This is a genomic window from Mariprofundus micogutta, assembly GCF_001895085.1.
GTDB lineage: Bacteria > Pseudomonadota > Zetaproteobacteria > Mariprofundales > Mariprofundaceae > Mariprofundus > Mariprofundus micogutta.
On the sequence record NZ_BDFD01000020.1, the window covers coordinates 16,424 to 32,967 of the forward strand.

Sequence of the window (16,544 nt, forward strand, 5' to 3'; positions counted from 1 at the left end):
ATTCAAGACTTGAATTTGCAAAATGATGCCCCCATATTCGTTAACTAGTCACTTAAGGAGTTTTATGATGCAATGGTTTAAAGGGATTTTCCTGTTAATTGTCACCAATTTATTGATCTTTTTTACTCTGGCGATTACCGGCACCATCCTCATCAATTTCGTATTACCGGGTTTTGGTATCGATTTACGCGGCTCGCTGGCCATTCATGAATTTGCCTGGGCCATGGTATTCGGTTTCGGTGGCGCTTTTATCTCACTGTTCATGTCCAAGTTTCTGGCCAAGCGCGGCATGCGTATGCAGCAGATCACCGATCCATCAACACCCAAGGAAAAAGTCGTTTATAACACTGTTGCTGAACTGGCGCAGTCTGAAGGCATCAAAATGCCGGAAGTCTGGGTCTACTGGGATGATGTGCCTAATGCATTTGCCACAGGCCCGACACGCAACAATGCCATGGTCGCCGTTTCCTCGGGTTTGGCGATGAACCTCACCGATGATGAATTGAAGGCTGTAGTTGCGCATGAGGTCGGGCATGTCACCAATGGTGATATGATGGCTACCACCCTGTTACAAGGACTGATGAACACCTTCGTCTATTTCCTGGCCCGCATGATTTCCCGCCCGCTGATGGAACGCAACTACTGGATGGGATTTGCTGTATATATGGCGCTGCAGTTCATGCTGTCGATTCTGGCCATGATTCCGATCTGCTGGTTCTCCCGCCGTCGGGAATTCCGTGCCGATGCCTTTGCAGCTCATGCCGTGGGTGCTGAGAATATGGCATCTGCCCTGCAAAAGATTGAGGCGCTGGCACAGCGCACACTCAACTCCGAACATCGAGAAGAAGGTATGAGTGAAGATGCGCTGGCCACCATGAAAATTCATGGTCAGAGCAAAGGTTTTGCTCACCTGTTTTCCACGCATCCACCAACTGAAGCTCGTATCGCGGCACTGCGGTCTTTGCCACGCAACTAATCATAATCTAACATGGCTGCACGATGAAATATCAGACTGCAGCCATGTTAGTGATTGGCAACGAAGTACTTTCTGGACGCACCCGCGAGGCCAATGCCTATTATGCGGCCGGTAAACTGTTTGAAGCAGGCTGTAAACTGGCTGAAGTGGCCATCATTCCCGATGATCGTGAAGCCATTATCTCTACCTTGAACCGTCTGAGAGCAGAGTTTGATGCTGTCATTACTTCTGGTGGCATTGGCCCCACCCATGACGACATCACCATGGAATCCATTGCTGCGGCATTTGGCGTCGAACTGATTGAGCACAGTTATATTGTTCAAGCCATGACAGAGCATTTTGGTGTAGAGGGCCTGAATGAAGGGCGCAGACGTATGAGCCGGGTTCCTGAAGGCTCGCGCCTGATTCGTTGCGAAAAGACCATTGCCCCGGGCGCACATATCGGCAATGTCTTTATCCTCGCCGGAGTCCCCTACATTTTCGAATCGCAGATTGATTCCATCCTGCACCGCTTCGGTGACAAACCCTATCAACGCATTGAAATTGAAGTGGAACTGCCTGAAAGTCTGTTTGCCAAGCAACTCACCGACATTCAGGAGCAGTTTGCAGATGTTGAAGTTGGATCTTACCCGGGTCGTTGCGGCCCCAACCCCTGCGGCAAAATTTGCCTGAGCGGACAGGATGCAGAGCGACTTCAGCAAGCCCGGAATTCAGTCGAACAAATGCTGGAGAAAATCTCTACATCTCAATAACAGGCATTAAATCCGAATTGGAATGCGTCGGGCACCAAATGCGTCATAAAATTCATCAAAACAGCCGGGGACTTTCGCACCGCACATGATGCACTCACCTGTATCGCTAAGCCGGTGTTCAATGATCTCATACCAGTCCCGCACAATGACTCTTTCTCCACAGCCCGGGCAGAACGTCGTATCACCGGTCTGGTCATGCACATTACCGGTATAAACATAATGCAGCCCTGCTTTCAGGCCAATATCCCGTGCCCGGGAAAGTGTGGCTGATGGCGTAGGCGGCAAGTTCATCATTTTCCAGTCCGGATGAAATGCGGTGAAATGCAGCGGCACATCGAGTCCCAGATTCTGCGCAATCCAGTCGCACATGGCCGTGAGTTCCTCATCGCTGTCATTCTGCCCCGGAATCAGCAAGGTGGTTATTTCAAACCATACATCTGTTTCATGTTTCAGATAGAGCAGCGAATCCAGCACCGGTTGCAACTGCCCCGCACATAGCTTGTGATAAAATTCTTCCGTAAATGCTTTCAAATCAACGTTGGCCGCATCCATATGAGAAAAAAATTCAGCCCTCGCTTCAGGATGAATATAAGCTGAGGTGACAGCTACCGTCCTGATGCCCTGTTCATGGCAGGCTATTGCTGTATCAACTGCATATTCGAGAAAGATAATCGGATCGTTATAGGTAAAAGAGACGCTCCTACAGCCATGCTCTGCTGCAGCCTGTGCAATCTGATTCGGCTCAGCCTGATCACACAGGCGATCAAACTCGCGAGATTTGGAGATATCCCAGTTCTGACAGAATTTACATGCCAGATTGCATCCAGCCGTGCCAAAAGAGAGTACGCTGGAGCCCGGATAAAAATGATTCAGCGGTTTTTTCTCGATCGGATCAATACAAAAACCAGACGAACGGCCATATGTAGTCAGGACAATCTTGCCATCCTCGCAACGTCGTACAAAACACAAACCCCGCTGCCCTTCGTGCAACTTACAATCACGCGGGCAGACATCACACTGAACACGGCCATCTTTAAGCGCATGCCAGTAACGGGCAGGGTGATGAGTATGATCCATGGCTACTCTTTTGAATGCTCCTGTTCCCGGAATTTATTGACCTGATATTTGTAAAGCAGCACCTCTGGATGCCAGAAATCAGCTGAAAGACCCGCCTTGACCTTTAACTGGCCAAGAAACTCTTTCGCTTCAGGTATTTGTGTCCACACCTGTGGTAAAAATGTCGCTTTGTAGAGGCCGAATTTAAACACCACACCATCAACACCGGGGCGTAGCTTGGACAAGGCAATACTCTCATTGCGTGCATGCATGGCCTCCAGTGACGACAATACAGAAACCTCAATCTGAACATTGGCAAATTCATCTGCCGTAAGCGGAGCAAAACGATGATCATGAAATGCTGAAGCCACTGCATTTGCAGACACATCTTCAAGCAATGAACGATAAGTCTCCAGTGACCCTATGCAGCCTCGCAAAACACCTTGCAGATACAGTGTCACAAATGATGCGCCAGGCTCCTGCAGCCATTTGATACCATCAGTATTTATATTCCCCGCAGCCAAATCAAGTTGCCTGGCAATTGCAGCGCGTGCAATTCCCGTAAGTAACCTGCCCTTATTGACTGACTCACTCATGAGCACTCCTGTGTTCATAACACCCTATTGAAGCATAACCTACCACGCGATCTTTATCTCCAGCCGTATCACCTGAATTCCGGTAATCCAGTAACTTCAACGACATGTGCTTCTCGCGGGCAATCTGTTGCAAGGCATTGATTGCCGTGGCACCGCAAGCCTGATCATGGCTTAAATCATCTGTTTTCGCCAACACGGTTTCAATACTTTTTTCATCAATCGCCCGGGCTTCTTGATAGGCATGAAAATGGGAAAGGTCAGAGCTGATCACAACAAGTGTATCATCACCCCCCCAGAGCGCAGACATTACTTCGGCAACAGCTTCGGGCTCTACCATACCGACACACAGAGGTATCAACTGAATGTCATTCAATACTATTTGCAAAAAAGGAAGCTGCACTTCCAGCGAATGCTCCCGGGCATGGGCCTGATCATTCAAGCAGACATGTGGCAATTCAAGAGCTGCAGTCATGGACTCCTGATCCAGCTCAATCCTCCCCAATGGCGTTTCAAAGACATCACATTCCGGCAGTGCCATGCCGTAAAAGGGAACACGATGAGCCGGTCCGAATAGAAGCACACGTCTGATAGCTGTCGATTTAACAGCAGCATAGGCAAAGGCGGCAGTCAAACCGGAATAGATATATCCGGCATGGGGAACAATGACAGCTTTGGGACATCCAATAATCAGTTTGCCTGTCGCATTTTCTGCAGTTGCCACAGAGTTGTTGATAAACTGCGACAACTCATCCGCATGATCAGGATAAAACATTCCGGCAACTGCAGCAGGACGAACAGACATCAACATCACCTCATAAAGCTGGGTGATTGTAGTGTAGCTTAATCGTAGTTGTATGTCGCCTGAGCATGGAAACTGCGCCCGATATCAGTCAGGTTGAAGCTTGTTGAATCAAGATACTGTGGTCGGCTTTTATCAAACAGATCGTTTGCAGCCAGACTCAGCTGCAGCTGTTTGTTTGGCGACCAGGCAATGCGGGCATCAACACGGTTGTATGCAGGGGTAACGATACCTCCGGCTGCCTGCAGACTGGCAACATAATATATCGCACTATCAAACTGCAGCTGCCATGGTAAATCCAGCCTGGACTGCAGCGAAGCCATATTTCGAGCATTGCTCTGCAATACTTCCAATCCTGCTGTCCGGGCCGTGGACCATGATTCAGGCTTCAGGCTTTCCATATTGATATGACTATAGCTGGCTTTAAGCAGCCAATCCTTCGAAGCCTGCCACTGAAGCGTTAATTCGCCTCCGTGCACACTGCCCCCAAGTCCGTTACCAATGATACCGCCAAAGAATCCGAAATCCTCACTGGTACTCAGGCGCTTGTAACGATTGAAAAAAAGTGACAGCGATAGGTGAAGATTATCAGCCAGCATACCGCGATAGCCAGCCTCATAAGACAACTGAACCTGACTTTCCAAATCAGGGTTGGGTTGTATCAGGTTAATGCTGGGAGGAAAAGGAAAGGGAAGTCCTGATAGCGCTAGTGAAGCTGCGTCATCAAATCGGGTCGGTGTAGATACAGTACGGGAGATTGCCCCCCAGATAGTATGGTTCTGTTCGATATGCCAAAGTAATTGCGCCGAAGGCTGGTACTCAAAACCGGTATAGCTGTTGTTCTCAAACTTTGAGCCCAACGTCAGCTGTACATTACGCTCGTGCCAATATGACCTCGCCTGTACAAAACCACGATAGGTGCGGGTGTGAGATTGGGCGGGGTGATAGGATAGTAATGGATTCGCGCCAGTGGTATTGATGTTGTTAAACCGTGTCTTTCGATAACCAAGGCCCCAGTTGACTGCAAGCTGCTCTGCGAGCTTAAAATGGTGAGACATATCAAAATCATACGTATTGATATGATCAAACCTTAGCTGTTTAAAAGTCTCTTTTTTCGTTTGGTCAACGTAGGCCTGCATGCGTAAAGCGGACTCCTCCGAAAAATCATGTTGCCACTCTCCCATTAAATGGGAGCCAGAAAAAATGCCACTGCTCGGAATATTATGCAGCGTACCACGGTTTCTTGCACCCTGCAGGGAAATATGATCAACAGAGGACAGCCTGGAATCAATACGGAAATCAATACGACTCTGGTCCCAGTCATCATTGTTGTAGACAAGACCATTGCTGTTCATCTGCCGGCCATGAGCAGCGTAGCGACCACTGATACGATATGAGGTATTATAACCCAGCTCGCCCCCATATCGCAGCTTACCCATGCTATGCAGCCGGTTCCCACCACTTCCCGCAACCAGAATCCCTTGTGTATCCAGCGATTTCTTGGTAATGATGTTGATCACCCCGGTCATGGCATTGGCTCCCCAGATGGCACCTCCGGGACCACGAATCACTTCAATGCGCTTGATGTTTTCCAAGAGGAGGTCTCGGCGAAACCAGTCCACACCCGATGTAAGCGGCGTGTAAATAGAACGGCCATCAACCATCACCAACATTGTTCGGGCAAATGTCCCATTGAAACCACGTGCTGAAATCGCCCATGCCGAGGCAGATGTTCGGGCGACTTGCATGCCGGGAACCATGCGCATCAATTCAGGTACCGTCTGCATGCCGGAGCGTAAAATATCTTCACTACTCAGTACGGTGACCGCAGCTGCAGCATCATCCAGCGGCATGGCCCATTTATCGATGGTCGTTACTTCGACATTCATCAATTGCGCCATATCCATTTCAAGCAGTGTAGATGTATCTGCTTCGGCAGCTGTGACCTGCGTAGAAGATAAACTTGCAGCCATAATCACTGGCAGCATTAACTTCACTACGCACGTCCACCGCAATGTGTTGATTTCCATCCCCTCTCCTTATTATTCGATTTCCCATTCATAGGAGTACAGCTGTACATGCCCAAACGGCATGGCCTCCACAGCATGCGAAAAATTAATCCAAAAAGACGATAAACATAATCGTTGCAACACGTACAGCTACAGCAGAGCGAATAAATTGAGGTAACTCACCCCAAAATGCAAGCCGATCAGCAAAAGTGTTGAAAAAGGTGGCTACAATATCAAGCCGCTCACTTGAGCAGGGCGCTCTCTGAGCGTGTTTCTTTTTACAGGTCTTTAAGCTTCTGATTGCTCAGTAGTACAATTAGTTCTGGCTCCGTCCTAAACCAAACCAGTGATCCGACAGCTAGCTTACTAAAATTTTTCCGAAACGCTTGAGCTTCCCTATCTTCAAAAGCGGTCAGGAACTTAACACTGTCAACGGGTATCTTTGACCCTTCTACAATCTGCAAAAGAGTTTCCCGGCGGGCCTCAGTAATAGCTCCATCAGAAGCCACAATTTCGCAAAACAGGAATTCAATAGGATCTCCAAATTCTGCTAGAATTAGGTCCGGAAGTTCCATATTAAGGTCAAATCGTAACCCTACACTTTCGGAGAGTTCCTTGAGATGCAGGTGCTCTTTCTGATCACTCTCGCTTATCCATAGTACAGCGGGGTCCTCCATGTGCCGCTTTGTATAGTCTTCAATCAACCCTTGAATGATTAGAGATGACGGTCCCGCAGAAATACGGATTTTAGTTTCATCTGGCATTTCTATGAGTATGTCGCCTTTTTTGGCCTGAATGCCTTTAGCCTTAAGTGCCATCCGCTGCAGAACAGTTTGGTCAAGATGGGTCTTTCTCCATTCTTCAATAGCGGTATTCAAGGCTTCATCAGTCAAATCAGGAGCAAACAAAGCTGAAAAGTGATTAGCCAAGGCTAAAGTTGGCTTTGGGGATGTTGTTGCATAGCCAGGAAGCTTTGTCACAACACCAAATTTAATTAATTCATTTTTTATAAGATCATCTCGAATAGGCTCCCTCGTTCCATCACTATACCACCTGACACCTTCTGGCTTGAACTTGGGCTTTGTTGTTGATGAGGACCATTCTATTCGCTCTTGGTCTGATTTCTTCTTTGCCTGCTCTTCGGTAAAGAGGTAAATGAAGGAAGGTCTTAAATACTGCTCATTGCCATCTATGAATCCGCCATATTGAAAGACAAAAATGACTTTGGCTGCCATGTCACCAACAAGAATTGTTCTGTCTGGGAAAGATTCTGGAAAAATCAAATTTAGCCGTCTTCTTATTTCCTCTAAGGTTGATAGAGCTGGGAGTTGAACCAAGCCCCCAGTATCGTTATTATACATTCCTTTCCCTCCCAATGTTCTTATGCGGCCAATCTCTCTCTATTCTCGTTTGCAAGAGCATTTTCGACAACGGCATCAATTTCATCCAGCGACAAACCCAACGCACTTTGGCCTATGTATCTAATAATATCCAATGATGGAAGAGGAAGCCTACGAAGGTCGGTTGCATTGATTTGAGTATTACCAGCAACAGCTCTTAGGTATTGATTTACAACTCTGCTATTTAGGTAGGCCGCAAGCCCCACCGCTTCTGCCTCAGTCACATTACCACCAGGGCGATAAATGTAATTGGTATGGTTTTCCAAACCTATGACCGCCCCTGGAAGCGACCCCTCAATATAGGGAGCTGCAACAACCCTTCGCTCATCTTCTTTCGGGCTAAAGCGCCTCATCACAACCATGTTTTCATTCGGAACCAGCATCCAAGCGGATGCAGCATTTGCAACAATATGTTCCCGTTTCTTTTTGATAGGCCATTGAACCGCCATGTGTTTTATATGCTGCATCCAAAGAAAAGGGACGGTTTGCTTGGATTTTCTCAAGCGGACAAACTTATCAGCCCTGAATGCAACAATAGGACCAGTGCTAACTTTTAAGCTATAGTTTTCGAGGGTCGATCCCCATGCTTTCAAATCGATGCCATTTACATGGGTTGGGAGAATAAGCATTTGGTCATCATCGTCATCAATGACTTGGTTCAACGGCATATTATTCAATTGGGAGTTATGCAAATCAGCCAAACCAGCACTTGAGCTTACGATCACATTCTGGTTTGATTTAGCTTTCGTAGTAGCCCAAGTAATCATCGCCTCTTGAAGAATTTCATCATCAGTAAAATGTTCTGTTCTGCTCTCAAATGTGTGCATTGCCTCTATGTGCAGATTGTTGAACAAATGTTTCCTCATGGCAGCAAAATAAGCACCGTTAGTCCAGCTTCGTGGGGTTATGAAACACCACTTTCCATTTCTCTTAAGCAGCTTTGCGCAAGCCGCCATGAACAACCCATAAATGTTTGGCTGGCCATAAACAGCATAGCTATGCTTTTCAGCTCGCTCATCAGAAGCATTGATTTTGAAATAAGGCGGATTGGCTATGATCACATCGGCAATAGCCTTGGAAGATAGAGCCATTTGAGATAGCAGGAAATCGCCATGTTTTATAGAGACAGTTAGTGAAACTCCCTTAAGTTTTGCCCTGTTGCGAAGGTTGTTAGCGAGCTTTTTTAAAGTTGGGATCATTCGGCCATCTAGTTCACACAAAATCAATTTGATGTTTTTTGGCTTAGTGTCACAATCCATCAGTCCTTCTATTGCGGCGGCTGCAAGAACCCCGCTGCCTGCTGCTGGATCAAGCACACAAAGGGAAGACTTGTGTGCATGAGGAATGCACCGTTGAGACATAAACCGAGCCACGCTTGGCGGTGTCATGTACTGCCCCATTTCCTTTTGCTCTGCGGCTTGCAGTTTGCGAGTGGCTTCTATCCCATTTCGATAAGCGTTATCTACAATTTCGTTTTGTTCCATACCTGTCCACTCTCCCTTTTGTATAATAAGCTCAATACAGAATTACTTTCAAGTAGAATTCCTATTACCCGAAATAAATAATATCTTCCAAAGGCACGACACCCTTAGCTAAACCAATCCGCATTGCGGGTGTTTGCTTATCTTTTCCTGCAAGACAATAGTTGTAATAAACCCTGAATATGTCCAATAGCTTGATAATGCTTTCAGGATTATATGCTGAATAACCAAACCATCTACGCGCCGTGCTACTTGCCGAAGATATAGGACGTTCAAGCAATGATAACCTGCGTCTAACCTGCATAAAGAAGCAATCAATCCCGTGCATGGATGCCTTGTTGTATAACCATGCTTGATGATCCTCATCATAATCATCATAATCGGTTAAATAACATATCGCCTTTTCAGGCTCGCTCATATTTGGAAATGGATGCAACAACCATTTATCCTTCCATTTGCCAATCTCTGCCATGGATGCCATGCGCTGCTTAATCAACATCAATTTGATTTCATTTTCTGAAAGGTCGGGGTATTGTTTTTGCACTGCCTTGAACTCTTTGCGTGAATCAGCCAACACATGCCTTTTTTCATCAACCGTAAGGTTCTTATTTAACCTTACATAAAATGCATCACAGCTACGATTGCTAATTTCTTTCTGAAACGCTGATAAGCAAGCGGCTCTGATACCTGAGTCCTGATCGAGAAAGAAGCGAACTTTATCCACATTGCCAAGCAGCTTGTGCAAATGGAAGAAATGTCCATACATCGTATAATCAGAATGAACCTGCATACCCCTCGCTGGTAGCCTATTTGTACTACCAAGGGCTTCTGATACTTCCACATCATCACGGTTGATTGCTTGGGCGTATGTACCTTCAATATCACCAGTCAAATCCATAGCAAGCCTCTTATTCGCCTGTGACCGCATGGCACCCTCATCATAATCACTCTGCAACCAGAGTCGTGCATGCCTTCTATAGGCATGCTTATATCCCTCATCAATCAAGGACTCTGTTTCTATTAATTCATGATCAGCCGATGAATCATAATTAAGGTGCATACCAAACACATAACCTGTTTGATTATCGGCACTACCAATAGCTGTGAGTTTTACATTGCGCTTGTCATCACGCCTTGACCAATTTACCACATATTCTTGCCTATCCACACTCACATAAACGCGATCAAGATGTTTACCCATAAGCCTACGTTCTCTTTCACCAATAAATACAAGGCACTGGCGATGTAAGAAGTCTATTTTGCTATAAATAGTTTCCATGTGAACATCCGCAATTTCACAAATTCGCCTGAATGGTGATTTGTTCATAAGCAGCTTAAATATCAGTTTGTTTTTATGTGGCGCTTTATGCCCAGTGGTAGCCTGCTTTACTGAAAAAGACTTTTTACATAGTTTACAACGATAGCGTGGTGAGCCTGACTTGGTTTTACCAAAAGATTGATAAGCCGCTTTACCTGCGCTAATTCCAACAGTGTGATTGAGGCACAGTTCATCAGGGCATGTTGGTTCATCAAGAGGCTCAAGGTATGCGCCAAGCCTATTCACTTCCTCATCAATGCCTTGGTTGCTTTTTATCGGAAAAAGCTCACCACAGTCCTTACAAATCAATTTAGCCACAGGCTTTTTACTTCCAGCCGTTAGGTGATAGTTATCACCTTTACTGTTTTGACTGGCTGCGACACCGTAATGATCACAAATAGGGTTCTTGCAAAAATTCACCTGAATTTCACCTCTTTCAAGTGGAATCCTTGGTATATTGTTTTGACAAGATTTCTTGCTCAAGTGACGTATCCTCTTAACCGTTAGCGTTAAAGGGATTGTATCTTATTAGGGCTATACTATCAACACCTTTATTGATCGGCTTGCCCAAAATGGGGGGATTGTGTTTCGCTTAATCGTAGCTGTATGTCGCCTGAGCGTACCAGCGCTGCTGGACCAGGGATGAGTATTGCATCGAGTTGTCTTCATTTTCCCGATGTTTCAAATTCATCAAATCCTGTCCGACAAAGCTTATCTCGAGCTCTTCAACAGGTTTATAAGCCACGCGCACATCCAAACGGTGATGGCCTGTTACGTTATTGTCTCGGAAAGGACCGTTAAAATAGAGGTTCGCATCAAACTCGATTTCCTTGATTGGATTCCAGCTCACCCCTGCATGGAAACGACTCTTGGGATCTTGCTCTCTGTTTGAACGTACGGTCCAGATAGTTTCGCCATCAGCAACAGGATAATCGACATAGTTCTGATGCAAATAGGTATAAGAGCCTTTGAATGTCAGTCCTTCTGAGGCTTCAATTCTGAAATTAGCCTCAATACCATCACCTTTGCCATTCAGCACGTTGGTTAAATACTCAGGGACAATCGCCTGCGGTATGAGCGGATTTGCCAGGTTTCGATCCTGCCAGGTATCCAGAACTCCCTTATAGATCGTTTTAAAAGCCGTGACTTCAATCAGACTTTTACTGGTAGGGCGTACGCGAGCTCCAATCTCATAGGTCTTCACCTTCTCAGTCTGGGCTCTTCCGTCACCAATCTGTCTGACCAGACATGCAACCCTGGTAACTGGCGAAGTCCAGCATCCGGAAGCTTTACGATTCCAAACCAGACCATTTTCCAGGTCATTCGGTGTACGTACTGATTTCGATGCAGAGGCCCATATGGCCCAGTTATCATCAGATGCAATAGCGCGAATACTCGGTTGGGACTCCCATTTGGTGTAGGAGTTTTTCTCCATTTTCACACCACCAATAATACGAAATTTGCCATCAAATAGAGACAGTTCATCATTGACAAAGAATGAAGCAAGACTAGTGCTTCGTGATGGCATCTGAAATTGTGGCGTGCTATCAAAATGTGATCGAATACCGCGAAGATTAGTACCAATAGAAATATTCTGGTTCAGCACATCGGAAAAATCGAGCTGGAAGTCACCATCAAAGCTCTCTTTTTTCTCACGGATAATTCTCGTATGTACCTTGTATTGATCATAAAACAGCTGCCCTTTAAAGGCGATATTAGAGGTCAGTTCCTTTTCCATACGCAACACAAGATTTTTGCCACTGTATCCGTTATCGCTATTCGACAGATTGATGAAATTCAAAGGTGTTGGATTCGGCATCCAATACCCAAGCTGTCCACTATGAATCTGATAAGCATCACCATGCAGGGAAATATTGGTTGTAGCATCTGCCTGCCAGTCAAGACGGAAGCCCTGCTGCTTCATGCGTCTGAAGTCATAGGCATCAGTAATACCGTTTAAAGATAAACCACCATCTCGGGTTTCGCGCATGGCATACAGCCTGTAATCAAGCTTGCCGATGCTGGCTCCATATCTGATGTTGCCAAAGCCTGTTTCTTCAGTGCCGGTGCCGGCAGTAACGCGCAAACCCTGGGTGGCTCCGGCGTTTTTAGTGATGATATTGATCACACCATTCACTGCGTTCGAGCCCCAGATCGCCCCCCCGGGTCCACGCACAACTTCAATGCGCTCTATCTCTTCAAGCGGGTAATTCTGAGCCACCCACCAGACGCCGGAAAATGTTGTATTATAGACAGGACGACCATCGACCATGACCAGCAAAAGGTCGGTCCAGAAATCGGTCTGGCCACGAATGCCTATCTGAAACTGGTTTGAGTTGGTCTGGGAAACCTGCAGGCCCGGAGCAAGCCTCAAAGCATCTGGAATACTGCGCACACCGGAGCGGCGAATATCATCATTGGTGATAACAAATACCGCACCTGCCGTAGACATATATGTCTCTTCACGTTTGGAGAGAGTTGTAACTTTCACATTCACCAGGTCTTCAATATTCATCGAAAGCAGGTCATCCGGAGAATAGCGCTCTGCAGCCATTACCGGTATCGACGATAACCCTGCAGCCATTACCGGCAACACAAGCTTAATCATGCGCGTCCAGCGCGATGTGATGGCCTCCATTCCCCCTCCTATCAATATGATTCCCCAAACAGAGTAGTGTTAGTGCTGGCCCCGAACTTTAACGCATCAGACAGCAGATTTCGACAGTTGCGCTAAATGTACATCAATACTCATCATCTCTGTCCTTATGACTTCGTACTTATCATATCAAGCACTTCTCTCAACAATTTCAACGAAAACGGCTTCTGTAAAAAACCGCTTGGCTGAACTGTGTCGAACTGGCCTGACACTGTGTCATTGCTGTAACCACTACAGATAATCACCGGCAATGTTGCATTTAGATCACGCAGCCTGGATAAAGTCTCCTTGCCGCCCATCTTCGGCATCGTCATATCCAGCAGAACCAGATCAATTTCTGCCCGGTGCTGCTTGTAGATTTCAAACCCTTCCACACCATCGGAGGCAAGCATCACCTTGCAGCCCAACTTCTTCATTAATCGGTCAACAACTGTTCTGACCATGACTTCATCATCAATCAGCAAGATTGTACGCTCACTATCCCTATACGGCGTTATTTCAACATCCTCGTCCATCAAATCAATCATTTCACCATTACTGACCGGCAGAAGCACTTTAAAGCGTGTTCCTCGACCCGGCTTGCTGCTGACCTGAATCACGCCCTCATGTGATCGTACAATTCCCAGTACAGCACTCATTCCCAATCCACGTCCTGTAAATTTAGTGGTAAAGAAAGGATCAAACATTTTATCCATCGTTTCTTTATTCATGCCGCAGCCGTTATCAACCACCTCAAACAGAACATACGAACCGGGCTCTCTGATCTCATCAATAAATTTACTTTGCAGGTCACTTTTACCGGCCTGAATCAGGCTGGTAGTAATGGTGATATTGCCCGGCGTTTCATCCCCGATACTTTCAGCCGCATTGGTGACCAGATTCATGATAATCTGCTGCATCTGGGTTTTGTCTGCATTTACATTCGGCAGGGCATTGGAAAGATCCAGCTTCAGAGAAATATTTTTGGATATCGACACATCAATCAGTTGCAATGCTTCCTCGATAAGCATCGTCATATTCACTTCGCTTCTTAAAAATATACCCTGGCCGGAATAGGCCAGCATCTGCCTGCACAAATCAGCCGCCCTGTTTGACCCTGTAAGAATATTTTTCAGCTCATGGTCAACAGACTCCCCTTCCAGAGCATTGATCTCTGCCAATTCAGCATTCCCCATAATACCTGCGAGAATGTTGTTAAAATCATGTGCAATACCGCCGGCAAGAACGCCGAGCGACTCCAGTCGCTGCACATGTGCCATTTGTTCTTCCATATTTCGTTTCTGCTCTTCAGCCTGAACCATCAGGGTAATATCACGCACAACGCCTTCTACACCGGATAGTTCACCCGGTTTGTTATCAATCCGATGCGCAGAAATTGATACCCAGATTGCATAACCCTGTTTGTGTTTCAATTGTACTCTTTGGTTAATTACAGCTCCGCCATGCTGCTCCAGTGCTTCAGTCACCTGAGGGAAACGTAATCCATCCACAGACAGACTCTCGAGCGGCATACCAGCAATTTCACTGGCCTGATAACCGAGCAAAGCCTCCACCGAAGCCGACACCCAATTCACAGTACCGTCGGCATGAACCCGGTAGTAGGTATCAATCATATTATCCAGAGTTGACTGCAGTTCATCTCTTGCAGACTGCAACTCACTGGTACGTTCAACGACCCTCTGTTCCAAAGCCTGATTATTCTGCGCCAATACCCGCTCTACGCTTTTCTGTTCCGTAATATCCACAAAAGCACTGAACAGGACCTGTTCTCCTTCGAAAAACATCATGCTCATTGATAACGATATCCAGAGAGACTCACCGTCACTGCCAACTACTTCCAACTCATGACCATGGAATTCACCCTGTTTTTTCAATTTCTCCAGTATCACATCACGATCTTCCGGATGCCGGTAAAAATCAACTGCGTTAAGTTGCATCTGGCCCTGTTCATTAACCCCGATCAGCCTTGCCGATGCCTGATTGTAAAACAGCACATGTCCGTCAGACGGGCGCGTCACGATTACTGGCACCGGAGCAAGTTCGACAATATTGCGGAAGCGCTCCTCGCTCTCTTTCAAGCGCACATGATTCTGCTCAATCGTATCAAAGCTCTGCTGGATTTTTTCAGCCATCTGGTTGAAACCCTGCAGCAAATCCTGAGTTTCTCTGTTATAAACAGGCTGATCCGCCCTGATCATATAATCCTGATGAGTGCCCATCTTCCGCATCAGGCCAGCCAGCGAACTGATCGGCGAAGCTATTCTTGCCTGCAGTCTGGATGCCAGCAGTAAGCCAAACACGAGACACCCGACCATCACCATGATCACCGTGATAAAGCCGGCATTTTTACTCTTTTTCAAGTGATTCATGTCGGATTCAAGATAGATTACACCTACAGGACTGCCTTTGTGCTCAATAACTCTGAATAACTTCAGTCTGCCATCTGTATAAGCGCTACCAGGGACAGACTGGAACTCAATCGACTGGTTTACCCCTGCAGTGTCGCCTTCTGCAGTATAGGTAAACAATTCATTGCCATCATAGGTGAACAACTTCACTACTGAGACATCCGGGTCGAATTTCATGGCCTGCAAAAGTTCGCCTGCCATACGCTGATCGTTGAACATCAGGGCAGGCCTTGCAGCTGCACCTATGATGTCACTCTGAACTATCAGAACCCGTTCAGCCTCTTCTTCAAGTAACACCTGATTATGACTGATCCATACACCGCCCATAATGAGCACGGTGATACCAAGTGTTAGCACGAAAAAGAGCTGAAGCTGGCGCTGAATAGAAGTAGAAATTATTCTATTCATTGTCCCTCCCGACAATCTCACCCAATTGCAGGAGTTGCGCGCTGATATAAAGACCGGCGCGATTGACTGCCTGTAAATTGACGACAAAGGTGAGTTTTTCGTTGTGGTATTTTATTTCGACCATTCCGCCCTGCTCAGCAAAGCCGGGAACATCTGAAATGGTCAGAACCGGGCTGCCTTCAACCAGCTTGAGCAACTGACTGAAATGACCCCTGTCCGATTCCCCGATAAAGAGGACCGAACTATTTTGAATGCAGCTTGTCTGATTGCATGACTGCAAGGCCAAACCGAGTTTCTGTGCCGCGGGTTTGGCAATAATACGCTTTAATGTGTCATGAATTTTCTGGTTATGCAGGACATTAATCAGAACACTGTCCTTATCCGGCGCTGCGTCTTTCGCAAGGCTGTTTTCCGGCCAGTCGGTAAAACGAATGAAGTTAAAAATATATACAGCAGTAAGGTCGCTCACACCTGCCCTGACTCGCTCTGCAGCATATGCGGGGCCCGCTGCAAAAAATGTGAGCAGTAGCAACATCAGGCAGCCACAGAAAAAGTGGCGCAATGTTTTAGATTTAAGTATCAAACCGGCGACCTGTGGAGCAGGCCATGAAACAAGCCTCATCATCATATACGATAGCATTAGCTGTGACTGCTAATGCTTGATATAAAGCCAAAATCACATGCC

12 protein-coding genes are annotated in these 16,544 nt (G+C 46.5%); 2 read left to right on the plus strand and 10 right to left on the minus strand.

Features of this window, described 5'->3' with window-relative positions:
* Positions 1 to 67: 67 nt before the first annotated feature.
* Positions 68 to 976: a protease HtpX gene (gene htpX / locus MMIC_RS10205; protein WP_072660375.1), complete on the plus strand. Its 909-nt coding sequence runs from the start codon at positions 68 to 70 to the stop codon at positions 974 to 976.
* 23 nt (positions 977 to 999) lie between these two features.
* Positions 1,000 to 1,728 (plus strand): competence/damage-inducible protein A, encoded by a 729-nt coding sequence (locus MMIC_RS10210; RefSeq protein WP_072660376.1) that lies wholly within the window; start codon positions 1,000 to 1,002, stop codon positions 1,726 to 1,728.
* 6 nt (positions 1,729 to 1,734) lie between these two features.
* Here the strand turns inward: MMIC_RS10210 and amrS are convergent, their stop codons facing one another.
* From amrS to MMIC_RS10260, 10 genes are all read right to left on the minus strand, one after another.
* The gene (amrS, locus tag MMIC_RS10215) at positions 1,735 to 2,805 is read right to left on the minus strand and encodes an AmmeMemoRadiSam system radical SAM enzyme (RefSeq protein WP_072660377.1); all 1,071 of its coding nucleotides are present in this window, start codon (positions 2,803 to 2,805) and stop codon (positions 1,735 to 1,737) included.
* A gap of 2 nt (positions 2,806 to 2,807) precedes the next feature.
* Entirely contained in the window at positions 2,808 to 3,380 is a 573-nt protein-coding gene (amrA, locus tag MMIC_RS10220) for an AmmeMemoRadiSam system protein A (protein ID WP_072660378.1), read from the minus strand.
* A complete protein-coding gene (gene amrB / locus MMIC_RS10225) occupies positions 3,373 to 4,182 on the minus strand; it encodes an AmmeMemoRadiSam system protein B (protein WP_072660379.1) in 810 nt (269 codons plus the stop codon). Before amrB ends, amrA begins: the two co-directional genes overlap by 8 nt.
* A gap of 38 nt (positions 4,183 to 4,220) precedes the next feature.
* Complete coding sequence (locus MMIC_RS10230) at positions 4,221 to 6,209, minus strand: TonB-dependent receptor plug domain-containing protein (protein WP_072660380.1); 1,989 nt, start codon at positions 6,207 to 6,209, stop codon at positions 4,221 to 4,223.
* A gap of 257 nt (positions 6,210 to 6,466) precedes the next feature.
* Positions 6,467 to 7,549: a BsuBI/PstI family type II restriction endonuclease gene (locus MMIC_RS10235; protein WP_072660381.1), complete on the minus strand. Its 1,083-nt coding sequence runs from the start codon at positions 7,547 to 7,549 to the stop codon at positions 6,467 to 6,469.
* A gap of 20 nt (positions 7,550 to 7,569) precedes the next feature.
* Positions 7,570 to 9,072: an Eco57I restriction-modification methylase domain-containing protein gene (locus MMIC_RS10240; RefSeq protein WP_072660382.1), complete on the minus strand. Its 1,503-nt coding sequence runs from the start codon at positions 9,070 to 9,072 to the stop codon at positions 7,570 to 7,572.
* 64 nt (positions 9,073 to 9,136) lie between these two features.
* Complete coding sequence (locus MMIC_RS10245; protein ID WP_072660383.1) at positions 9,137 to 10,870, minus strand: hypothetical protein; 1,734 nt, start codon at positions 10,868 to 10,870, stop codon at positions 9,137 to 9,139.
* Positions 10,871 to 10,979: 109 nt separating this feature from the next.
* Positions 10,980 to 13,025, minus strand: coding sequence for a TonB-dependent receptor plug domain-containing protein (locus tag MMIC_RS10250; RefSeq protein WP_227819476.1), 2,046 nt, complete (start codon positions 13,023 to 13,025; stop codon positions 10,980 to 10,982).
* 125 nt (positions 13,026 to 13,150) lie between these two features.
* A complete protein-coding gene (locus MMIC_RS10255) occupies positions 13,151 to 15,859 on the minus strand; it encodes a PAS domain S-box protein (RefSeq protein ID WP_072660384.1) in 2,709 nt (902 codons plus the stop codon).
* Positions 15,852 to 16,487 (minus strand): YfiR family protein, encoded by a 636-nt coding sequence (locus MMIC_RS10260; RefSeq protein WP_227819477.1) that lies wholly within the window; start codon positions 16,485 to 16,487, stop codon positions 15,852 to 15,854. Before MMIC_RS10260 ends, MMIC_RS10255 begins: the two co-directional genes overlap by 8 nt.
* Positions 16,488 to 16,544: the final 57 nt, after the last annotated feature.